The following is a 21,285-nucleotide window of genomic DNA, read 5'->3' on the forward strand; positions in this document are numbered from 1 at the left end:
CGCTCAGGGCACGTCGGTCCACCGCGGCGGCCGCTTGGCGACGAACGCGGCCGCGCCCTCGGCGGCATCCGGCCCGGCGAGCAGGTCGAGGGTCGCGAGCCGGTTGACGGCGGCGAGGTTGCCTTCGCGGGGGTCCAGGCTCAGGTGCATGAGCCGCTTGGTCGCCAGCACCGCCGCCGGGGAGTGGGTCGCGATCCGGGCGCCGAGCTCGAGCGCGCGCGGGAGCACCTCGTCGGCGGGGACCACGGCGTTGACCAGACCGAGCTGGTGGGCGCGGGCCGCCGTCAGCGGCTCGGTCGTCAGCCCGAGCTCCAGGGCGACGGCGAGCGGCAGCCGGCGGGGCAGGTCGGTGCCGCCCTCGGAGGCGGCGATGCCGCGCCCCACCTCGGGCAGTGCGAAGTAGGCGTGCTCGGCCGCGACGACGAGGTCGCAGGCGAGGGCGAGTTCGAAGCCACCGCCGACGGCCGGCCCGTTCACCGCGGCGATGACCGGCTTGCGGTAGCCGCCGCGCAGCAGCGTCAGCGGGGTGCGGGCCACGTCGACCAGCCGTCCCTCGGCCGCGGCGCGCAGGTCCATCCCGGCGCTGAAGGACAGCTCGCCGGTGCCGGTCAGCACGACCGTGCGCACACCCCGGTCCGCGTCGTAGCCGAGCAGGGCGTCGGTCATCGCCAGGAGGGTGTCGGGGTCGAGGGCGTTGCGCACGTGCGGCCGGTTGATCCTGATGACGCCCACCGCGTCGACGCGCTCGCACACCACTGTGGCCATTGTTGCAGCCTCCTTCGCGTCAGGGCCTTGACCGGTTCCCGGGGGCTGTTATGGTACCAACCAAGCGCTTGCTTCGGCGATCAGCACGCATGCCCGGCACGCGACTCGCCCTTCGCGCCGCTCGCCACCGCGTTGGAGCAGCGCCCCGACATTCGCCACGATGAGGGACATATGGCCGACAAGACTCTGACAGCCCGCGACGCCGTGTCGCGGCTCGAATCCGGGATGACCGTCGGCATCGGGGGATGGGGCTCGCGGCGCAAGCCCATGGCCCTCGTGCGCGAGATCTTGCGCTCCGACCTCAAGGATCTGACCGTCGTCAGCTACGGCGGGCCGGACGTCGGCCTGCTCTGCGCCGCCGGCAAGGTGAAGAAGGTCGTCTTCGGCTTCGTCTCCCTCGACAGCATCGCCCTCGACCCGCACTTCCGAGCCGCGCGACAGCAGGGCGCCATCGAGGTCGCCGAGTACGACGAGGGCATGCTCCAGTGGGGGCTGTACGCGGCCGGCATCCGGCTGCCCTTCCTGCCGACCCGCGCCGGGCTCGGCTCGGACGTCATGAAGCACAACCCCGGCCTCAAGCTCGTCCAGGACCCGTACGGCACCGAGCGGCTCGTGGCCATGCCGCCGCTGCGCCTCGACGTGGCCCTCGTGCACATGAACCGCGCCGACGCCCAGGGCAACGGCCAGTTCCTCGGGCCCGACCCGTACTTCGACGACCTCTACTGCCTCGCCGCCGAGCAGGCCTTCATGTCCTGCGAGCGGATCGTGTCCACGGCGGAGCTCAGCGCCGCCGCGCACCCGGCAACGATCAAGATCAACCGTCAGCTCGTCACCGGTGTCGTCGAGACTCCCAACGGCGCGCACTTCACCTCCTGCAGCCCCGACTACGAGCGCGACGAGGCCTTCCAGCGTGAGTACGTCAAGGCCGCCGGCGACCGGCAGGCCTGGGCCGCCTTCGAGAAGCGGTACCTGTCCGGTACCGAGGATGACTACCAGGCGGCCGTGGCCGCCCCAGCCGAGGAGGTTGCATGAGGAACACCGTGACCGAGTCCGCGGAGCAGCCCGCGAGCAGCGACAGCGCCACCACGACCACCGATGCGCCGGTGACTCGCGCCGAGTACTGCGCGATCGCCGTGGCGGACGCGTTCGCCGGCGACGGCGAGTTCATCGCCAGCGCCTTCGGCACGATCCCGGCCATCGGCGTCCGCCTCGCCCGCCTCACCGTCGCCCCCGACCTGCTGCTCACCGACGGTGAGGCCCGCTTCGTCTCCGGCAGCTGGCAGATCGGCGCGGACCCGCACGCCACCGAGGGCGTCGTCGTGGAGGGCTGGAGCCCGTTCCGCACGATCTTCGACCTCGTCTGGCACGGCAAGCGGCATGTCATGATGATCCCGACCCAGATCGACGGGCACGGCAACACCAACATCTCGGCCATCGGCGACTACGCCCGGCCCAAGGTCCAGCTGGTCGGCGTGCGCGGCGCCCCCGGCAACAGCGTCTGCCACCCGACCAGCTACTGGGTGCCCAACCACTCCGCGCGCGTCTTCGTCCCGGCCGTCGACATGGTCTCCGGCGTCGGCACCGACAACGCCCGCGCCGCGGGCCCGGCCGCGAGCGCGTACCACGCCCTGCGCCGTGTCGTCACCAACCTCGCGGTCCTCGACTTCGGCGGCCCTGACGGCGCGATGCGCCTGCTCAGCCTGCACCCCGGCGTCACGCTCGAGCAGTTCCGTGCGGCCACCGGCTGTGACGTGCACGTCGAGGGCGAGGTCCCGGCCACCCGCGAGCCGAGCGCCGAGGAGCTGCGCCTCATCCGCGAGGTCATCGACCCCCGCTCGCTGCGCGACCGCGAGATCCCCGGATGAGCCCGGCCCAGGAACTGCATCCGACGCTGCGCACCCGGGCGACCGACCTGTTCGGGGTGCGCTACCCGATAGTCCAGACCGGCATGGGCTACGTCTCCGACGTGCGCCTGACCACCGCGACGGCCAACGCCGGCGGGCTGGGCATCCTCGCCGCCGGCCTGCTGTCCTACGACGAGCTCGTCGTGGCCGTCGAGCAGATCCAGGCCGGCACGGACGCGCCGTTCGGCGTCAACATCCGCGCCGACCAGCCCGACGTCGTCAAGCGCATCGACCTGCTCATCTCGGCCGGCGTCAAGGTCGCCTCCTTCGCCCTGGCCCCCAAGCAGCAGCTCATCGCCAAGTGCAAGGACGCCGGCCTCGTCGTCGTGCCGTCGATCGGCGCGCGCCGCCACGCCGAGAAGGTGGCCGCGTGGGGCGCCGACGCCGTCATCGTGCAGGGCGGTGAGGGCGGCGGCCACACCGGCGGCGTGCCCACGAGCCTGCTGCTGCCCCAGGTCGTCGACGCCGTCGACATCCCGGTCATCGGCGCCGGCGGCTTCTTCGACGGTCGCGGCCTCGTCGCCGCGCTGGCCTACGGTGCCGAGGGCATCGCCATGGGCACCCGCTTCCTGCTCACCAGCGACTCGCCGGTCCAGCCATCGGTCAAGGACGTCTACCTGTCGAAGACGGTCAACGACACCGTCCTGACCCTGCAGGTCGACGGCGTGCCGCAGCGCGTGCTGCGCGCCGGCACGATCGAGGAGCTGGAGCGCACCTCCGCCCCCGGCCGGCTGCTGCGGGCCGTGCGCAACGCCTTCGCCTTCCAGAAGCTGTCCGGCACGCCGTGGGGCGACATGGTCCGGGAGGGCCTGGCCATGCGCAAGGCCCACAACCTGACGTGGAGCCAGGTCGTCATGGCGGCCAACGCTCCGATGCTCTACCGGTCGGCCCTGCTGCAGGGCCGGACCGACGTCGGGGTCATGGCCACCGGCCAGGTCGTCGGACTGATCGACGACGTCCCGAGCGTCGCCGAGCTCATCGACCGCATCATCGGCGAGGCCACCCGGATCCTCGGCCGGCTGGGCGCGCCCGCGCCGGTCCCGGCCGCGCACAAGGAGGACTAGTCATGGCAGCACTGCAGGGACGCGTCGTCGTCATCACCGGTGCCGGCCGCGGCCTCGGCCGTGAGCACGCGCTGCTCGCCGCCGCCGAGGGTGCCTCGGTCGTGGTCACCGACACCGGCGCCGCCGCCGACGGCACCGGCGGCGACCCCTCGGTCATCGAGGCCGTCGCCGCCGAGATCACCAGCGCCGGGGGGCAGGTCGTGGCCAGCACCGCGGACGCCTCCACCATCGAGGGGGCCCGCGAGCTGCTCGCGCTCGCCCGCGGCACGTACGGGCGCGTCGACGGCCTCGTCAACAACGCCGGCATCCTGCGGGACCGGATGTTCGTCAACATGAGCGAGGACGACTGGGACGCCGTGATCCGCGGCCAGCTGCGTGCGACGTTCGCGCCGTGCCGGGTGTTCGCCGAGCACTGGCGCACCGAGTCCAAGGCCGGCAACCAGCCGGTCGCCTCGATCGTCAACGTCTCCTCGACGTCCGGGCTCATCGGCGCCGTCGGGCAGACGAACTACGGCGCGGGCAAGGCCGCCATCGCCGCGCTGAGCGTCATCCTCGCCCAGGAGATCGGCCGGTACGGCGTGCGCGTCAACGCGATCGTCCCGGTCGCGCGCACCCGGATGACCCAGGACCTGCCCGGCATCGCCGAGATGGTCGCCGCCCCGGCCGACCCCGCCGCGTTCGACGTGTACCACCCCGGCAACGTCTCCCCGCTCGTGGCCTGGCTGCTCACCGCCGCCGCCCCGGTGACCGGCGAGGTGTACTACGCCAAGGGCGGCGAGATCCGTCGCTTCGCGCCCTGGAGCTACGACTGGACCATCGACAAGGGCGCCCGCTGGAGCGTCGAGGAGATCGCGAAGGAGATGGCCACCCGTGGCTGACACCGGTCACCCCACCGCCGCCGACTGGGCCGGCCCCGCCCACGGCCTGCTGCGCGGGCGCTCGGTGCTCGTCACCGCCGCGGCCGGTACCGGCATCGGCTTCTCGACGGCGCGCCGCGCCGCCGAGGAGGGCGCGCGCGTCGCCATCAGCGACCGTCACGAACGCCGCCTCGCCGAGTCGGCCGACCACCTCGAGCGTCTCACCGGCAGCCGGCCGCTCGCGGTCCCCTGCGACGTCACCGACCAGGCCCGGCTCGACCACCTCATGGACACCGTCGCCGCCGAGCTCGGCGGCATCGACGTGCTGGTCAACAACGCCGGCCTCGGCGGGACCGCGGCCGTGCAGGACATGACCGACGAGCAGTGGGACTCCGTCCTGGCGGTGACCCTGACCTCGACGTTCAAGGCGACCCGGTCGGTACTGCGGCACATGATCCCCCAAGGCAAGGGGGTCATCGTCAACAACGCGTCCGTCATCGGCTGGCGCGCGCAGAAGGGGCAGGCCCACTATGCCGCGGCGAAGGCCGGCGTCATGGCGCTGACCCGGTGCTCGGCCCTCGACGTCGCCGAGCACGGCATCCGGGTCAACGCGGTGTCCCCGAGCATCGCGATGCACGCCCACCTGGCGAAGGTGACCAGTGACGAGTTGCTCGCCCAGCTCTCGGCCCAGGAGGCGTTCGGCCGCGCGGCGACACCGTGGGAGATCGCCAACGTCATCGTCTTCCTCGCCAGTGACTACTCGTCGTACATGACCGGCGAGGTCGTGTCCGTCTCGAGCCAGCACCCGTGACCGCCGGTGCGCGCCGGTGGCACCGCCGGCGCCGCACCTGACCGACGAAAGGAGCCCGTCGTGGCCAACCCCGACGCGCAGGGCGTCACCGGCGCCCCCTTCCGGCTCGACGTCGAGCGCGGCAAGATCCGCGAGTTCGCGCTGGCCACCGGGGCGGCCGACGCGGCCTACCGGCAGGAGGAGAACCCGGTCGTGCAGCCGACGTTCCTCACGACGACCTTCTTCTGGCAGGAGGAGGACTCCAACCCGTGGTCCGCGGTCGAGCTCGACCAGCAGCGCGGCCTGCATGCCGAGCAGCAGTACACCTTCTTCGGCGAGCCGCCTCGCGCCGGGACCAGGCTCACCTGCCAGTCGCGCATCGGCGAGATCTACACCAAGGTGGGGCGCCGCGGCGGTGAGATGACCTTCGCCGTGATGTACACCGACTTCCGCGACGAGACCGGGCGTCTCGTCGCGCAGGCCAAGCTCACCGGTGTCGAGACGGCCCGCCCGCCGGCCGCCGGGGCCGCGACCCAGGACGGAGCCTCCGCTTGAGCGACACGACCTCCACGAATCGGCCCCGCACGACCGAGGTCGACCTGCCCGTCCCGGCGACCCCGCCGGCGCGCACCCAGGGCCCGGTGACCCGCACCGACTTCGTCCGCTACCAGGGCGCCTCGGGCGACATGAACCCGATCCACCACGACGAGGTCTTTGCCCGGGCCGCCGGGTTCCCGAGCCCTTTCTCGGTGGGCATGTGGCAGGCGAGCCTGCTCGGCACCTTCGCCACCGACTGGCTCGGCGGCCCCAACGTTCGCGACTTCCGCATCCGGTTCCTGGCCCAGGTGTGGCCCGGCGACAGCCTCACGCTCGAAGGTGTTCCACGTCGCACCTACGTGCTGGAGGGTGAGGACGGTCGTGAGGGCCGCGTCGACGTCGAGCTGACCTGCCGGCGGCAGACCGGCGACACGGCCGTCACGGTATGGGCGACGTTCGTGCTGCCCGACGCCGACCTTGCCGCCGCCCTCGCGGGCGCGGCCCCCGAGACCGGCGAGCGGCCCGGAACCACCGAGGAGCAGGGATGACCCCCACGACCCACCCGTCCGTGACGACGAGCATCCACCCGGACGGGATCGCCGAGATCGTGGTGGACAACCCGCCGGTCAACGCGCTGCCGGTGGCCGGCTGGTTCGCGCTCGCCTCCGCCCTCGACGCGGCCGGCGCCGACGAGTCGGTGCGGGTCGTCGTGCTGCGCGCCGAGGGCCGTGGCTTCAACGCCGGCGTCGACATCAAGGAGATGCAGCGCACCGACGGGTTCACCGCGCTGGTCGGCGCCAACCGCGGCTGTTACGCCGCGTTCAAGGCCGTCTACGAGTGCCCCGTCCCGGTCGTCGCCGCCGTCAACGGCTTCTGCCTCGGGGGCGGCATCGGACTGGTCGGCAACTGCGATGTCATCGTCGCCTCCGACGACGCCACCTTCGGCCTGCCCGAGGTCGACCGCGGCGCCCTCGGGGCCGCGACCCACCTGTCCCGGCTGGTGCCCCAGCACCGGATGCGCGCCATGGTCTACACCTCGGCCACGGCCACCGCTGAGGAGCTGCACGCGTACGGCTCGGTCCACAGCGTCGTGCCTCGCGAACAGCTGCGCGAAGCGGCGCTCGCCGTCGCGACGCAGATCGCCGGGAAGAACCCCACCGTCATCCGGGCCGCGAAGGCCTCGCTCAACGGCATCGACCTGTGGGACGTCAACCGCAGCTACCGCTTCGAACAGGGCTTCACATTCGAGCTCAACCTCACCGGGGTCGCCGACCGGATCCGCGACGAGTTCGCCGGCACCGACAAAGCGGCGCGCTCGGGCCGCGAGGGCTGAGCCGTGCGTTCGATGGTGGTCCGTGAGCTCGGGGGTCCCGAGGTGCTCACGATGGCGGACGGGCCGCCGCCGCGGCCCGGCCCCGGGCAGGTGCTCGTCGACGTCGTCGGCGCCGGGGTGAACTTCCCCGACGGCCTCATCGTCGCCGGGACCTACCAGACGAAGCCGGAGCTGCCGTTCGTGCCCGGCTGCGAGGTCGCCGGCACGGTCGCGGCGCTCGGCGACGGGGTGACCGGCCCGCCCGTCGGCACCCGCGTCATCGGCTTCTGCGGCATCGGCGGCTACGCCGAGCAGGTCCTCGTTGACGCTCGCATGGTGCACCGGTTGCCCGAGGGCATCGACCTCGTCGAGGCCGGCACGATCTCCGTCGTCTACGGCACGTCCTACCACGGGCTCGTCGACCGGGCCGGCCTCGCGACCGGCGAGACGCTGCTCGTGCTCGGCGCCTCCGGCGGTGTCGGCCTCACCGCCGTGCAGATCGGCAAGGTGCTCGGCGCGACCGTGATCGCGGCCGCCTCGAGCGAGGACAAGCGTGCGCTGTGCCTGGCGCACGGGGCCGACCACGCCATCGGCTACGAGGACATGACGGCCACGGTGCGCGAGCTGACCGGTGGCGCCGGCGCCGATGTCGTCTACGACCCGGTCGGTGGCGACGCCGCCACCGCGGCGTTACGGGCCCTTTCCTGGGGCGGGAGGTTCCTCACCGTCGGCTACGCGGCGGGCGGGATCCCGCAGATCAAGATCAACCGGCTGCTGCTCACCGAGGGCGCGGTGCTGGGGGTCCTGTGGGGCGCCTGGGCCAAGCGCAACCCGGAGGCCAACGCCGCGAACATGACGACGCTGCTGGAGTCGGTCGCTGCCGGTCGGCTGAGGCCACACGTCAGCGAAGTCTTCCCGCTCGAGGAGGCCGCCCGCGCGCTCACCACGGTGATGAACCGGGGCGCTCGCGGCAAGATCGCCCTCCGTGTGCACGCAGGCAAGGAGTGACGGTGGCTGACGCGACCGACCTGACCCGGATGGATCTCGGCCCCGGCTCGCGCTCGAGCGAGCTGCTCGCGACGTTGCGCGCGTTCATGGCCGAGCATGTGTACCCGGCGGAGAAGGTGTACGCCGACGAGCTCGGGGCCGCGGCCCGCGCGAACGGGGGCGTGTCCCACGTCCTGCCGCCGGTCGTCGAGGCGCTGAAGGCCACGGCGCGCCGGCTGGGTCTGTGGAACCTCTTCCTGCCTGCCCTGTCGGGCCTCACGAACGTCGAGTACGCCTACCTCGCCGAGGAGACCGGGCGCTCGCCCTACCTCGCCCCGGAGGCGCTCAACTGCGCCGCGCCGGACACGGGCAACATGGAGCTGCTGCACATGTTCGGCACGCCCGAGCAGCAGCAGCGGTGGCTCACACCGCTGCTCGAGGGCACGATGCGCTCCGGCTTCTCGATGACCGAGCCCGACGTGGCCTCCTCCGACGCCCGCAACATCTCCACCTCGATCGTGCGCGACGCGGACGAGTACGTCATCAACGGACGCAAGTGGTGGACGACGGGCGCGGCGGACCCGCGCTGCGAGATCCTCGTGCTGATGGGCAAGACGGATCCGCAGGCGGACATCTACCGGCAGCAGTCCATGATTCTCGTGCCGGTCGCCACCCCCGGGGTGACGATCGTGCGCTCCCTGCCGATCTTCGGCTACCACGACCAGCACGGCCACTGCGAGATCCGGTTCGACGACGTGCGGGTGCCGGTGACGAACCTGCTCGGCGCCGAGGGCGACGGTTTCGCGATCGCCCAGGCCCGCCTCGGGCCGGGCCGCATCCACCACGCGATGCGCTGCCTCGGCATGGCCGAGCGCGGCCTTGAGCTCATGGTGCGCCGGACGATGGCCCGCGAGGCGTTCGGCGGCCCGCTCTCCGAGCAGGGCGTGATCCGCAACTGGATCGCCGAGTCCCGCATGGAGATCGAGCAGGCCCGCCTGCTCGTGCTGAAGGCGGCGTGGCTCATCGATCGGGTCGGGGTCCAGGGCGCCGCGACCGAGATCGCCGCGATCAAGGTCGTCGCGCCACGGGTCGCCCGCAACGTGCTCGACCGTTCGATCCAGGCCCATGGCGGCGGCGGGGTCACCGACGATTTCCCGATCGCCCGGATGTGGGCCAGCGCCCGGATCCTCGGCATCGCCGACGGCCCGGACGAGGTGCACCTGCGCACGGTGGCCCGCACGCAGCTACGCCGCTACCGTGACACGGCGCCGCCCGTCGCCGCCGAGGCGGGGCGGGGCTGAGATGCACCCGACCATGACGCAGCGGCTGGCAGGCAAGATCGCCGTCGTGACCGGCGGTGCGCTGGGGATCGGCGGTGGCATCAGCCGCAGGCTCGCCGCGGCCGGCGCGACGGTGGTGCTGAACGACATCGACGAGGCCGCGGCCGCGGCCACGGCCGGCGAGATCACGGCCGGCGGCGGCCGGTGCCACACACTTGTCGGCGACATCCGCAAGCCCGAGGTGGTCGAGGCGCTGCGAGCCGCGGCCCTGCGGGCCGGCGACGGCCGGATCGACGTCCTCGTCAACAACGTCGGTGACTTCCGCCCGGCCTCCAGGACGTTCCTGCACAGCACCGAGGCGCAGTGGCAGGAGCTGTACGAGGTGAACCTGCTGCATGTCTTCCGCGTGACGCGGGCGCTGCTGCCGGTCATGGTCGAGCAGCGCTCCGGCGCGGTGGTCAACAACTCGACGGTCGAGGCGTTCCGCGGCATTCCCGGGCACGCCGTCTACTCCGCCTACAACGCCGGCGTCTCCGCGTTCACCAAGAGCCTCGCGGTCGAGGTCGGCCAGCACGGGGTGCGGGTGAACGCCATTGCCCCGGATCTCGCCGACACGTCGCAGACCCCGGCCGCCGCGATGCTCCGCGGCCGTGACCCGGCGCTGATCCGCACCTGGCTGCCGCTCGGGCGATTCGGTGTCGCCGACGACTACGCAGCCGTGGTCGAGTTCCTGGCCTCCGACGACGCGCGGTTCGTGACCGGCCACACCATCCCGGTGGACGGCGGCACGCTGGCCGCCTCGGGCTGGTACGGCCGGGCGGACCGCAAGGGCTGGACCAACATGCCCAACGAGGCCTGACCGGCTCGGCCGGAGACTGCCCGGGAACAGATCGCCTTCTGCCGGGAGTGGCGGTTCCGGTGGCCGGGGCGGCGCCGGTGTTCCCGGCACCGCTCGCGCTCGGCCGGGCGTCTCAGGCGGTCTTGGCGGTGAGACCGTCCAGGAACAAGGAGGTGGCGTCCTCGGCCAGTTTGGCGATCGGGTAGGCCCGGCTCGGCTTGAACCAGCGTACCGAGAGCCAGATCGCCTCGCGCATCAGCCGGTACAGGATCTTCGAGTCCAGGTCGTCGCGGAAGACGCCTTCGGCGATGCCGGCGTCGATCACCTTGAGCCAGGCGTCCTGCACCTCGCGCCCGGCGCTGCGCAGGTACGAGAAGTGCTCGATGCCCAGCAGGTAGTTGAGGTCGTTCTGGTAGATCTCGGCGGCGTGCGGGTGCGCCTCGACCACCTCCAGCGACGCCGCGACCAGGTCGTGCAGCTGGACGCGGGCGTCCGCCTTCTGCGACAGCACCCTGGCGTAGCGATCCCTGAGGTCGCGCAGGAACGACGAGAGGATCTCGTCGACCATGGCCTCCTTGGAGCTGAAGTGGTGGTAGAGGCTGCCGGAGAGGATCCCGACGTCGTCGGCGATCTGGCGGACGGTGGTCGCCGCCACTCCTTTGCGGGCGAACAGGGTTGCGGCGCTGTCGAGAATCGTCTCGCGCCGGTCTCCAGGCTCTCGCGCCAATGGTTCCTCGCAAACGGTCGAACGGGACAATGTGGTGCTCAGGCCGCGCGGATGCGGCGATCGCCGCCGACCGGCGTCGATGCCGTCAGTGCCGCTGTCGCCTGGGCCGTTGCCCGTGAAGGTCGGCCCAACGCTACCAAGTGCCTGTTGCATGAGTGTGACGGCAGCGTCCGGGCCGCGCCTCGGACGCGCCCGCCTGCCGCGGGGCCCGGAACCGCCGGTCCAGCGCGATCGATTCCAGGCTCCAGATCGGTCCACTGTGGAGTGTCGTCCCGTGCCGGCCCGTGTGTCGACCGCGCGTTGCCGGGGAGCGTCGGGGCCGGTGGCGATGGCGCGTGGGCGGTGTGCGCGTTGATGAAGTCGCCTCTTGCCTGCGCCTCGCTGACCTGGTACGAATGCTCAACTCGGAACTTCGGTTCATGTATATGAACCGTCTGGCCGGCCGGAGGGTCACATGGATGAGCGGCGCCCGATCCCGGGCTTGTTCTCGACCAGCACGTCGATCTCCCGTCGGAGCCTGCTGCGCGGCGCGCTCGCGGCGGGCCTGACCGTTCCCACGGCATCGCTGTTCGCTGCGTGCGGCGGTGCGTCCACGCCGAAGACCAACGACACTCCCGGCACGCTGTCGATGACCGCCTGGGAGGCGTACCCCGATCAGATCCGCGCCCTGCTGTCGTCCTTCAAGGACCAGTCCGGCGTGGGCACGGAGCTGTCCCTCATCCCGAACGTCGGCTACGGCCCGGCCCTGCAGACGCGTCTGCAGGGCGGCCAGGCGATCGACGTTTTCTACAACTTCGCCTACGCCTCGACCAAGTACGTCGACGCGGGCTGGGCCGCAACGCTCAACAAGTTCGCCGGCGTCGAGGACATGCTGGGCGACATGTTCCCCGCCTCGGCGGCCCGGCACCGGCTCGCGGACGGCCGGATCATCAGCGTCCCCTACTTCTCCGCCGTGCACAGCCTCATGTACAACCAGAGCCATCTGCAGAAACACGGCATCAGCGCACCTCCGGCCACGAAGGAGGAGGTGTACGAGCAGTGCAAGAAGCTCAAGGCCGCCGGGGTGCCCAGCCCGTACGCGGGCTACTGGACCAAGCAGTTCCTGGAGGAGTACCTCCTCGTCTACCTACTGGCCGACGGGATCACGCCGTTCGACGCCAAGGGCGCCCCGGTCTTCGCCGACGACCCCAGGACGCTGAGCGTCATGGAGTGGTGGAAGGCGATGTACCAGGAGGGGCTGACGTCCAAGGAGGTGCTCACCGCCGACCCGGGGGCGCACGTCACCGCGATGGCCCAGGGCAACTCCACGTTCTACACGCTGCACCACTACTTCCTGCAGATCATCCGCACGACGGAGGGGCCCGAGTCCAAGAACGTCACGATCTCGTACCGCCACCCCGGCATCACCGGCAAGACGCTGCAGATCGGTGAGGTCATCCAGATCGGGGCCACGGCCGGCGGCGCGCGGGCCGAGGACGCCTGGAAGCTGCTGAAGTTCTACGGCTGGAAGGACAACGACGGCAAGTACTCCACCTTCACGTCCTGGGCGAAGGCGGCGGCGCTGCTCGGCCCGTACCCGGGGCTGTTCAAGGACAAGGACTTCCTGGCCGCGTTCCCGGACTACTACGAGATGCCGAAGCTGGAGGACGCCTTCGCCAACCAGAGCGACGTGGTCCCGGCGCGGGTCGCCCCGTGGTACGCCTCGTTCCAGGTCAAGGTCGGCGACCGGCTCCAGGCGATGCTGCTCGGCCAGGCCGGCGTCAAGGACACCGTCGACGGGCTCGCCGCGGACGCCAAGAACCTCGCCGCCGCGGGCAGCTGACATGGCCGAGACCTCGGCCCTGGCCCCGCGGCGGCGCACGTCGCCGCGGGGCCGGGCGAACGCCCGGTTCGGCCTGGTCCTCGCCACCCCGGCGCTGGTGTTCGTGCTGGGACTGGTCGCCTGGCCGGCGATCCGCACGACGATCTACTCGCTGCAGCGGGTCAGCTTCCGCGGCGAGGCGCGGTGGGCGGGGTTCGCGAACTTCCGGACGCTGTTCGCCGACGAGCAGTTCCGGCACGCGCTCAGCACGACAGTGCTCTACGCGGTCGGCTTCCTGCTCGTCTCCACGCTGCTGGGGCTCGGGTTCGCGCTCCTGCTCAACACCGGCTTCCGCGGGCAGTGGCTGGCCCGCAGCCTGCTCATCGTCCCGTGGGCCTGCCCATGGGTGATGGTCGGCATGATCTGGAAGTGGTTCGTCGACGGTGAGGTGGGCGCGCTCAACGGCGCACTCCTGGCCCTCGGCCTGGACGGCGTGGCGCCGCTGTCGGACAGCACCGGCGCCCTCGTCGTCGCGATACTCGCCGGGGCCTGGCGGCAGGCGTCGTTCACCGGGCTGCTGTTCCTGGCCGGGCTGCAGACGATCCCGCGGGAGCTGCCGGAGGCCGCGATGGTCGACGGAACCAGCGCCTGGCAGCGGCTGCGACACCTGACCCTGCCCTGGCTGCGGCCGGTCATCGTGGTCGTGGTCATCATCAACACGATCTTCGGGTTCATGCAGTTCGACACGGTCTGGGCGCTGACCCAGGGCGGCCCCGGCGGCGCCACCTCGGTGCTGTCGATCTACCTGTACCAGCAGTTGTTCGTCTACACGAACACCGGCCTCGGCTCGGCCACCGCCGTGGTCCTCGGCGGCATCGCGCTCGTCCTCGGGTTCCTGTTCGTCAAGCTGCTGTACCGCTCGAGCACCATCACGGAGGGCGTCGAGTGAAGCGCTCACGGCTCGCCTCGGCCGGGATCTACATCGGGTTCGCGCTGTTCCTCGTCTGGATCCTGTTTCCGCTGTACTTCACCGTGCTGAGCAGTTTCATGGGGCCGTCGGAGATCGGCGCCAAGCCGTTCCACTGGTGGCCGCACGACCCCACGGCGGCCAACTATGTCGCCATCTTCACCGGCAACAGCGCGCCGTTCTCCACCGGCAAGGACGGCGGCATCGTCTCGAGCACCGACGCGGTCGCCCGGCTGATGCCGGCGATTGCCCGCAGCCTGGTCGTCGGCATTGTCGTGGTCGCCAGCAACCTGGTCATCGCCGGTGCCGCCGGATACGCGTTCTCGCGGTACGAGTTCCGCGGCTCGCGCCTGGCGTACCTGCTGCTGCTCGCCTCGCGGGTGGTGCCGGCCATCGCGATCGTGCTGCCGTTCTTCGTCGCGTTCCGGCAGCTCGGGCTGCTCAACACGTCGCTCGCCCTGATCATCAGCTACAACGCGTTCACGCTGCCGCTGGCGATCTGGCTGCTCAAGACGTACTTCGACAGCGTACCCAAGGAACTGGAGGAGGCCGCCGAGGTCGACGGCGCGTCCCGGTTGCGCTGCCTGCTCGTTGTCGTCACCCCGATCGCCCGGCCCGGGCTGATCGCCGCCGGCCTGCTGGTCTTCCTGGAGGCGTGGAGCGAGTTCTTCTACTCGCTGGTGCTCACCAACGCCCTCACGGTACCGCCGGTCGTGGCGGGCCTGCAGAACCTTCAGCAGTTCTCCTGGACGACGCTGGCCGCGGCCACCATGTTCACCGTCGTCCCGCCGGTGCTCATCGCTCTGGCGTTTCAGCGGTACATCGTGACAGGCCTCGCCGCAGGGAGTGTGAAGTGATCGAGAGTCTTGCCGGGAAGGTCATGACCGTCCTCGGGCCGATCGAGCCCGAGGACATGGGCAACACCCTCAGCCACGACCACGTGCTGGTTGACGGGTGGGGACTGCGCCAGCTGTACGAGGCGATCCTCGACGACGAGGAGATCGCCGTCGAGGAGGTCCGCCGGTTCGCGGCGGCCGGCGGCCGGACGATCTGCGATCCGACGAACATCGGGCTCAAGCGCGACCCGCAGGCCCTGCGCCGGATCAGCGAGGCCGGCGGCGTCAACATCGTGATGGGCGCCGGCTGGTATCGCGAGGTCGTCTATCCCGGCTACATCACCACCGACAGCACCGAAGCCCTCGCCGACCGCCTCGTCGCCGAGATCACCGACGGCGTCGACGGCAGCGGCATCCGCCCCGGCTTCATCGGCGAGATCGGCACCGAGCGCGGCCACATCACCCCGCACCAGGAGCGGGTGTTCCGCGCCGCCGGCCGGGCCCATCGCCGCACCGGGTGCCCGATCATGACCCACACCACCCACTGGGGCGAGCTCGCCCTCGAGCAGCTCGACCTGCTCGCCGAGGAGGGGGTCGACCCGGCCCACGTCATCGTGTCGCACCTGGGCGACCGGCGCGGGACGAAGTGGTGGCTGCCGATCGCCGAGCGGGGCGCCTGGCTCAACATCGACAACCTGGCCTTCGTGCAGGGTTACGCGCCCCTGTCGTTCCGGGCCGACAACGTCGCCGAGCTGACCGCCATGGGACTGGCCGGGCAGCTGATGCTGTCCAACGACATCTGCGAGCTGGGTCAGCTCGCCGCGTACGGCGGACCGGGCTACGCCAACGTGATCGAGAACTTCCTGCCCATGCTGCGCGACCGGGGAGTGTCCGAGGCGGACATCCACCGCATGACGGTCGCAAACCCCGCCCGGGCGTTCGCGTACGCGGCGGCGCCCGCCACAGAACCTGGAGAACAACCGTGAGCACAACAGCAGTCGTGGTCGGCGCGGGTCGAGGCATCGGGCAGGCGATCGGCGAGGACCTCGCCCGCGCCTGCCCCGGCGACCGGCTGGTCCTCGCCGACATCGACGCCGCCCTCGTCGAACGCGTCGCGGCCACGCTGCGGGTGCAGGGCGTCGAGGCGACCGCCCGCCACGTCGATGTCACGGACGAGCAATCGGTACGGGACCTGGTCGCCGAGACCGCCGAGGCGGACAAGGTCGCGATCGCCGCCGGGATCTTCGACAGCGCACCCACCCTCGACGTCACCGCCGCCGACTTCGAGCGCATCCTGCGGGTCAACACCATCGGCTGCTTCGACGTGGCCCGCCGCTACGCCGCCGGTATGGCCGCTCGCGGCAGCGGGTCCATCGTGGCGGTCGCGTCCGTCGCCGCGCGGATGCCCCGGATGCGGCAGGCCGCCTACGCGGCGTCCAAGGCCGCCCTGCGCCAGTCGCTGCGGGTCCTCGCCTTGGAGGTCGCCGGTAGCGGAGTCCGGGTCAACACGGTCTCGCCCGGGCCGACGGACACGGAGATGATGCGCCAGCTCGCCAGCGACCACGCCTCCGTCGACGACCTGGCCGACGGTAGCCTCCTGGCGTTCCGCCCCCGGATCCCGGCCGGCCGGGTCGCCCGCGGCAGCGACGTCGCCGCCGCGGTGCGCTTCCTGCTCTCCGCGGAGAGCTCCCACGTGCTGCTCGGCGACATCGTCGTCGACGGTGGCGAGTTGCTGGGCATGTGAGGGGCGACGTCGTGATGAGGCTTGGCATCGTCGGTGCCGGGATCATGGGCGCCAAGGTGGCGGCCGCCGAGGGGCTGCCCGGGGTGCGGGTCACCGCCGTCGCCGACCCGGTTGCCGGCCGCGCCGCCGCGCTGGCCGGCCGGTCGGGCGGCACCGCGTTCGCCGGCTTCCCGGAACTGCTCGACTCCGGCGCGGTCGACGCCGTCTACCTCGGGCTGCCCCACGACGGCCACGCCGACGCCTGCGTCGAGGCGGCGGCCCGCGGCGTGCACGTCCTGATCGACAAGCCGCTGTGCAACACCGTCGCTGAGGCGGACCGGATCATCGCGGCCCGGGACGCGGCCGGCATCGTGCTCATGGTCGGGTTCAGCTACCGGTTCCGGGCCGAGTGGCTCGCGGCCCGAGCGCTGGTCGCCGACGGCGTGATCGGGGAGCCGCTGTCGGTCACCGACGTGATCGTCGAGGCGACGCCCGATACGCCGCCCTGGTACTGGGACGCCGGCCGCGGGGGCGGGATCCTGCAGCTGCAGTCGCATCACTGCTTCGACCGGCTGCCGTGGCTGGTCGGCCTGTCCCTGGCCGAGCTGACCTGCCGCACCACCGGCCTGGCCGGGGAGGCCGAGTCGGCGGCCGCGATCACCGGCACGTTCGCCTCGGGCGCGGTCGCCGGGATCGCGCTGTCGTTCGGCCGCACGCACGTGGCCGGACCCCGGTCGTTGACCGTCGTGCAGGGCAGTGCCGGGCAGCTGCGGATCGAGCAGGGCGGCGCGCTCGCCGTGTCGTCCACCGCGGGGGAGCGGACCGAGTCGTACGCCGGCGACGACTGGCTGCACCGGCAGCTCTCCGCGTTCGTGGCGGCCTGCGCCGGGCGGGAGCCCGCCGTTCCCGCCGCCGAGGACGGGCGGCTGGCCGTGGTCTGCGCCGCCGCCGCGGCCGAGTCGGCCCGCACCGGGCAGGCGGTGCGGCTGTCATGACCGGATTCGTGCTCCGCGGCGGCCTCGTCTGCGACCCCGAGACCCGCACCCTGGCCCCGGGGGACGTCGTCGTGCGCGACGGGCGGATCGCCGGTACCGCCGGCCCGGGGGACCGGGTCGTGGACGTGTCGGGGCTGGTGGTGACGCCGGGGCTGGTCGACCTGCACACGCACGTCTTCGTCGGCCAGGACCTCGGCCTGGACCCGGACGTGGTCGGCCCGCCCAGCGGGGTCACGACCATGGTGGACACCGGCAGCGCCGGCGCGCACCTGTTCGGGGCGTTCGTCCGCGGTACGGCGGAACGGGCCCGCACCCGCATCGGCGCGTTCATCAACATCTCCACCGTCGGCACCACGAGCATCCTGCTGTCCGGCGAGCTCAAGACCCTCCCGTACGTCGACCCCGCCGCCTGCCGCGCCGCGATCGCCGAGCACCGGGAACGCATCATCGGCGTGAAGGTCCGGGCGTCCGCCGATGTCGCCGGTGACAACGGCGTCGTGGCCCTGGACCGGGCCCGCGAGGTCGCCGACGCCGAGGGGCTGCCGCTGATGGTGCACCTCGGGCCGCCGCCGGCCTCCCTGGCCGACATCCTGGCCCGGCTCGGCCCCGGCGACGTGCTCACCCACTGCTTCACCGGCCTGTCCGGCACCCCGTACACCGAGGGCGGCCGGGTCGTCGACCTGGTCCGCGAGGCCCGGCAGCGCGGCGTGCTCTTCGACGTCGGGCACGGCATGTGCGGTTTCGACCTGGAGCAGGCCAGGGCCGCGGTCGGGGCCGGGTTCCTGCCCGACACGATCAGCTCGGACCTGCACACCTACTCCCGCGACATCGTCGGCGGCCTGCCTGAGGTGATGGCGAAGTTCCTCGGGCTCGGCGTCGCCCTGCCCGAGGTGGTCCGCCGCACGACGGTGGCGCCGGCCCGGGTCGCCGGGCTGGACGGCGCCGGTGTCGGGACCCTCCGAGCCGGTGCGCCGGCGGACGTCGCGGTCCTGCGGGTGAGCGAGGACCCGGCTCCGGCCGTCACGGCCGTGCTGACCGTCCGGGCCGGCGAGATCGTGTACCGCGCCGAACCAATCTGAAGGAGGGTATCGACACATGGACATCTATGCCGAGCTGGGCGTGCGGACCATCATCAACGCGGTCGGGCCGGCCACCCGGCTGGGCGGCCTGCCGCTGTCCGACGAGGTCGTGGAGGCGATGCGGGCGGCGGGCGCACGCAACGTGCGCATGGACGAGCTGCAGGAGGCCGCCGGCGCCGAGATCGCCGCCCTGATCGGTGCTCCGGCCGCCTACGTCACCAGCGGCGCCGCCGCGGCCCTGAGCCTGGCCACCGCGGTCTGCCTCGCCGGCGACCGCCCGGCGGCCGTCGACGTGCTGCCCGAGGTTGCCGGGCCCCGGCGCCGGGTCATCATCCAGCGGGCCCACCGGGACCCCTACGACCACGCGCTGACGGCCGTCGGCGCGGAGCTGGTCGAGATCGGCTATCCCGGCTCGACCCGCCCCGACGAGCTCGCCCGCGAGCTCGACGAACGGGCCGCGTTGGTGCTGTGGCGGCCCGGCCGCGGCGGCGACCACCTCGGCATCGCCGAGGTCTCGGAACTGGCCCACCGGGCCGGTGTGCCGGTGCTCGTCGATGCCGCGATGGACGTACCACCCCTGGCGAGGCTCGCGGAGCTGCTCGGCGGCGGCGCCGACCTCGTCGCGATCAGCGCCGGGAAGGCGTTCCGGGGCCCGCACACCGCCGGGATTCTCTGCGGCCGGACCGACCTGGTCGGCGCCGTCGCCCTGCACCACCAGGACATGGACATCCGGCCCCGAACCTGGCAGCGCTCGGAGATCACCGGCGCCGACCCCGTCCGCGGACGCCACGGCATCGGCCGGGGCATGAAGGTCGGCCGCGAACAGATCATCGGCCTGCTCGTCGCCCTGCGGGCGTTCGTCCGGGACCCGGACGCCCACCACCGGCACGGGGCGCAGGAGCTGGCCGACATCCGGGCCGCGCTGCAGGCCGACGCCCGCTGCGCGGTCCGGGACGGCTACGAGCACCACCTCGATGTGCCGGTCCTGGAGATCGACCTGTCCGCATCGGGTCGCGACGCCGACGACGTCGTGCGGGAGCTGGACCGGGGCGCGCCCCGCATCCACGTCGGCGAGGACCGGGCCTGGCAGGGCGTGCTCGTCGTCAACCCGATGGGACTGCGGCCCGGCGACGGTGCCGCGCTCGCGAAACGGCTGGTCGAGGTGCTCGACCAATGACGGGCCCGTGGCGGCTGTCGGCGGCGCCGGTGGCGCGCATGCCGATCGTGGGCTCGGCGGCCTTCTTCGGCCGCAACGACCCCGACTTCTACGACCTGTGGTTCTACGTCTGGCTGGTCACCGACGGCGAGCGGACGGGGCTGATCGACACCGGCCTGCCGATCGGCGACGCCGACCGGGCGGCGCTGGAGAGGGCCAATCAGGCCCTCGACCCGCGATGCGCGTTCCACGACGTCCGGCTGCTGCCCGACGCCCTCGAAGCGCTCGGGGTCCGGGGCGAGGACGTCGACTTCGTCCTGCTCACCCAGACGGTCACCTACCACACCGGCGGTCTGCAGCCGGACCTGTTCCCGCGGGCCGTCATCTACGCCTCGTACGCCGGGGTGCGGGAGATGTTGTGCGCGCCGCCGGGGCACCCGCCGACCGAGTTCTACTTCACGAGCGGCACCTGGTCGCTGCTGCGGGACCTGGCCATCGCCGGGCGGCTCGTGCTGACCGACGGGCCGGTCACCGTGGCCCCCGGGCTGGAGTTCGAGACGACCGGCGGCCATCACCCCGGGTCGGCCGGCGTCCGGGTCCGCTGCGCCGACGGTGTGGTCGGCCTGCTGGAGACGGCGTTCTTCGACCGCAACATCGCCGAGGAGCTGCCGATCGGCATCGCCGAGGACGCCGCCGGGTGCCGACGGGCCATCAAACAATATCGACGCGTGTGTGATGAGGTGGTGGCGTTGCACGACCCGGGCAACGCGGCGCGCTTCCCGATCGAACCTGCGCGGGACAGCCGGTCACACCTCAGCACGCAAGGAGGCCAGCGTCATGACCGCCACCCGTAACACCCCGCCGAACGTCCAGTCCACGACCGGCGTCAAGTCCGCCGAGCGGGCTCTGGACCTCATGGAGTATCTGGCGTCGCACCGCTCCGGCGCGACGTTCCCGCAGATCAGCCAGGACCTCGGGTTCCCCAAGAGCAGCCTGCACGCGCTGCTGGGCACGCTGGTGGGCCGGGGCTGGATCTCTCTGGATGAGCAGCGGCGGCGCTACCGGATCGGGGTGCGGGTCTGGGAGACCGCGCAGAGCTTCGACTACCTGGACAGTCTCGCCCGCCGGGCGGAACCGCACCTGCGGGCGGCCCGTGACGAGCTCAACGAGACCGTGCAGCTCGCCGTGCTCGACGGCATCGACAACGTCTACATCGCCAAGGTCGAGGCGGACCATCCGCTGCGGCTGGTGTCCCGGGTCGGGATGCGGCTGCCCGCCTACGCCACCGGCCTGGGCAAGGTGCTGCTGGCCCACCTCGATCCGGCGGACCTCAGGGCCCGCATCGAGGGCGTGAGCATGCGCAGGTTCACGCAGCACACCGTCGCCACGTGGCAGCAGCTGCTCGAGCGGGTCCAGGACATCCGTGAGCGCGGCTTCGGCGAGGACGACGGCGAGTACACCCCGGGCGTCTTCTGCGTCGCCGTGCCGGTCAGGGACGGCACCGGGCGGGTGGTGGCCGCGATGAGCTGCTCCATCCCGCGCGTCCGGCTCGGTGAGGGACCGGCGCACCGCGACCACCTGGTGGACACGCTGACCCGCCACTGCGAGGCGATGTCCCGTGACCTCGGCTGGCAAGGTGGTGGCCAGTGACCGCGGCGGGCGACTGA

General features: G+C 72.2%; 22 protein-coding genes and 1 pseudogene. 21 read left to right on the forward strand and 2 right to left on the reverse strand.

Going from position 1 to position 21,285, the window contains the following annotated elements; translation table 11 throughout:
- Positions 1–3: 3 nt before the first annotated feature.
- Positions 4–765, reverse strand: a complete 762-nt coding sequence (locus tag ACQP1P_RS15140) for an enoyl-CoA hydratase/isomerase family protein (RefSeq protein ID WP_433087154.1) — start codon at positions 763–765, stop codon at positions 4–6.
- A 171-nt stretch (positions 766–936) separates the two neighbouring features.
- Between ACQP1P_RS15140 and ACQP1P_RS15145 the strand changes: the two genes are divergently transcribed.
- The 11 genes and pseudogenes from ACQP1P_RS15145 (at position 937) to ACQP1P_RS15195 (ending at position 10,355) form a co-directional block, all read left to right on the forward strand.
- Positions 937–1,797, forward strand: coding sequence for a CoA transferase subunit A (locus ACQP1P_RS15145; protein WP_433087156.1), 861 nt, complete (start codon positions 937–939; stop codon positions 1,795–1,797).
- Entirely contained in the window at positions 1,794–2,630 is an 837-nt protein-coding gene (locus ACQP1P_RS15150; protein WP_433087158.1) for a CoA-transferase subunit beta, read from the forward strand. The genes ACQP1P_RS15145 and ACQP1P_RS15150 overlap by 4 nt, the downstream gene beginning before the upstream one ends.
- Complete coding sequence (locus ACQP1P_RS15155) at positions 2,627–3,733, forward strand: NAD(P)H-dependent flavin oxidoreductase (RefSeq protein WP_433087160.1); 1,107 nt, start codon at positions 2,627–2,629, stop codon at positions 3,731–3,733. Before ACQP1P_RS15150 ends, ACQP1P_RS15155 begins: the two co-directional genes overlap by 4 nt.
- 2 nt (positions 3,734–3,735) lie before the next feature.
- Positions 3,736–4,611: an SDR family NAD(P)-dependent oxidoreductase gene (locus tag ACQP1P_RS15160; RefSeq protein ID WP_433087162.1), complete on the forward strand. Its 876-nt coding sequence runs from the start codon at positions 3,736–3,738 to the stop codon at positions 4,609–4,611.
- Positions 4,608–5,401: pseudogene (locus ACQP1P_RS15165) on the forward strand (SDR family oxidoreductase). Before ACQP1P_RS15160 ends, ACQP1P_RS15165 begins: the two are co-directional and overlap by 4 nt.
- Positions 5,402–5,461: 60 nt before the next feature.
- Positions 5,462–5,935: an FAS1-like dehydratase domain-containing protein gene (locus ACQP1P_RS15170; RefSeq protein ID WP_433087164.1), complete on the forward strand. Its 474-nt coding sequence runs from the start codon at positions 5,462–5,464 to the stop codon at positions 5,933–5,935.
- Entirely contained in the window at positions 5,932–6,465 is a 534-nt protein-coding gene (locus ACQP1P_RS15175) for a MaoC/PaaZ C-terminal domain-containing protein (protein ID WP_433087166.1), read from the forward strand. Before ACQP1P_RS15170 ends, ACQP1P_RS15175 begins: the two co-directional genes overlap by 4 nt.
- Positions 6,462–7,250 (forward strand): enoyl-CoA hydratase family protein, encoded by a 789-nt coding sequence (locus ACQP1P_RS15180; RefSeq protein WP_433087168.1) that lies wholly within the window; start codon positions 6,462–6,464, stop codon positions 7,248–7,250. Before ACQP1P_RS15175 ends, ACQP1P_RS15180 begins: the two co-directional genes overlap by 4 nt.
- Positions 7,251–7,262: 12 nt before the next feature.
- Positions 7,263–8,237: an NADPH:quinone oxidoreductase family protein gene (locus ACQP1P_RS15185; protein ID WP_433087170.1), complete on the forward strand. Its 975-nt coding sequence runs from the start codon at positions 7,263–7,265 to the stop codon at positions 8,235–8,237.
- A gap of 29 nt (positions 8,238–8,266) precedes the next feature.
- Entirely contained in the window at positions 8,267–9,517 is a 1,251-nt protein-coding gene (locus tag ACQP1P_RS15190) for an acyl-CoA dehydrogenase family protein (protein WP_433090010.1), read from the forward strand.
- Between the two features lie 13 nt (positions 9,518–9,530).
- Positions 9,531–10,355, forward strand: a complete 825-nt coding sequence (locus ACQP1P_RS15195; RefSeq protein WP_433087172.1) for an SDR family NAD(P)-dependent oxidoreductase — start codon at positions 9,531–9,533, stop codon at positions 10,353–10,355.
- Between the two features lie 112 nt (positions 10,356–10,467).
- Here ACQP1P_RS15195 and ACQP1P_RS15200 read toward each other — a convergent pair whose 3' ends face one another.
- The gene (locus ACQP1P_RS15200) at positions 10,468–11,061 is read right to left on the reverse strand and encodes a TetR/AcrR family transcriptional regulator (RefSeq protein WP_433087174.1); all 594 of its coding nucleotides are present in this window, start codon (positions 11,059–11,061) and stop codon (positions 10,468–10,470) included.
- Positions 11,062–11,515: 454 nt separating this feature from the next.
- On the opposite strand from ACQP1P_RS15200, the gene ACQP1P_RS15205 reads away from it, so the two are divergent.
- Genes ACQP1P_RS15205 through ACQP1P_RS15250 form a run of 10 tightly spaced genes read left to right on the forward strand, consistent with a single transcriptional unit; the run spans position 11,516 to position 21,268 of the window.
- Complete coding sequence (locus tag ACQP1P_RS15205) at positions 11,516–12,883, forward strand: ABC transporter substrate-binding protein (protein ID WP_433087176.1); 1,368 nt, start codon at positions 11,516–11,518, stop codon at positions 12,881–12,883.
- 1 nt (position 12,884) lies between these two features.
- Complete coding sequence (locus ACQP1P_RS15210) at positions 12,885–13,811, forward strand: carbohydrate ABC transporter permease (RefSeq protein ID WP_433087178.1); 927 nt, start codon at positions 12,885–12,887, stop codon at positions 13,809–13,811.
- Complete coding sequence (locus ACQP1P_RS15215) at positions 13,808–14,686, forward strand: carbohydrate ABC transporter permease (protein WP_433087180.1); 879 nt, start codon at positions 13,808–13,810, stop codon at positions 14,684–14,686. The genes ACQP1P_RS15210 and ACQP1P_RS15215 overlap by 4 nt, the downstream gene beginning before the upstream one ends.
- Positions 14,683–15,651: a phosphotriesterase family protein gene (locus ACQP1P_RS15220; protein WP_433087182.1), complete on the forward strand. Its 969-nt coding sequence runs from the start codon at positions 14,683–14,685 to the stop codon at positions 15,649–15,651. The genes ACQP1P_RS15215 and ACQP1P_RS15220 overlap by 4 nt, the downstream gene beginning before the upstream one ends.
- On the forward strand, positions 15,648–16,409 hold the full coding sequence (locus tag ACQP1P_RS15225; RefSeq protein WP_433087184.1) for an SDR family NAD(P)-dependent oxidoreductase: 762 nt from the start codon (positions 15,648–15,650) through the stop codon (positions 16,407–16,409). The genes ACQP1P_RS15220 and ACQP1P_RS15225 overlap by 4 nt, the downstream gene beginning before the upstream one ends.
- Positions 16,410–16,423: 14 nt before the next feature.
- Positions 16,424–17,383: a Gfo/Idh/MocA family protein gene (locus ACQP1P_RS15230; RefSeq protein WP_433087186.1), complete on the forward strand. Its 960-nt coding sequence runs from the start codon at positions 16,424–16,426 to the stop codon at positions 17,381–17,383.
- Positions 17,380–18,462, forward strand: coding sequence for an amidohydrolase family protein (locus tag ACQP1P_RS15235; RefSeq protein WP_433087188.1), 1,083 nt, complete (start codon positions 17,380–17,382; stop codon positions 18,460–18,462). Before ACQP1P_RS15230 ends, ACQP1P_RS15235 begins: the two co-directional genes overlap by 4 nt.
- Before the next feature lie 16 nt (positions 18,463–18,478).
- Entirely contained in the window at positions 18,479–19,639 is a 1,161-nt protein-coding gene (locus ACQP1P_RS15240) for an aminotransferase class V-fold PLP-dependent enzyme (RefSeq protein WP_433087190.1), read from the forward strand.
- Positions 19,636–20,472 carry a hypothetical protein gene (locus tag ACQP1P_RS15245; RefSeq protein WP_433087192.1) on the forward strand — a complete coding sequence of 279 codons (837 nt, stop codon included), beginning with the start codon at positions 19,636–19,638 and terminating at the stop codon, positions 20,470–20,472. The genes ACQP1P_RS15240 and ACQP1P_RS15245 overlap by 4 nt, the downstream gene beginning before the upstream one ends.
- Entirely contained in the window at positions 20,456–21,268 is an 813-nt protein-coding gene (locus ACQP1P_RS15250; protein WP_433087194.1) for an IclR family transcriptional regulator, read from the forward strand. The genes ACQP1P_RS15245 and ACQP1P_RS15250 overlap by 17 nt, the downstream gene beginning before the upstream one ends.
- Positions 21,269–21,285: the final 17 nt, after the last annotated feature.

This window comes from Dactylosporangium sp. CA-052675 (genome assembly GCF_050947935.1).
Taxonomy (GTDB): Bacteria; Actinomycetota; Actinomycetes; order Mycobacteriales; family Micromonosporaceae; genus Dactylosporangium.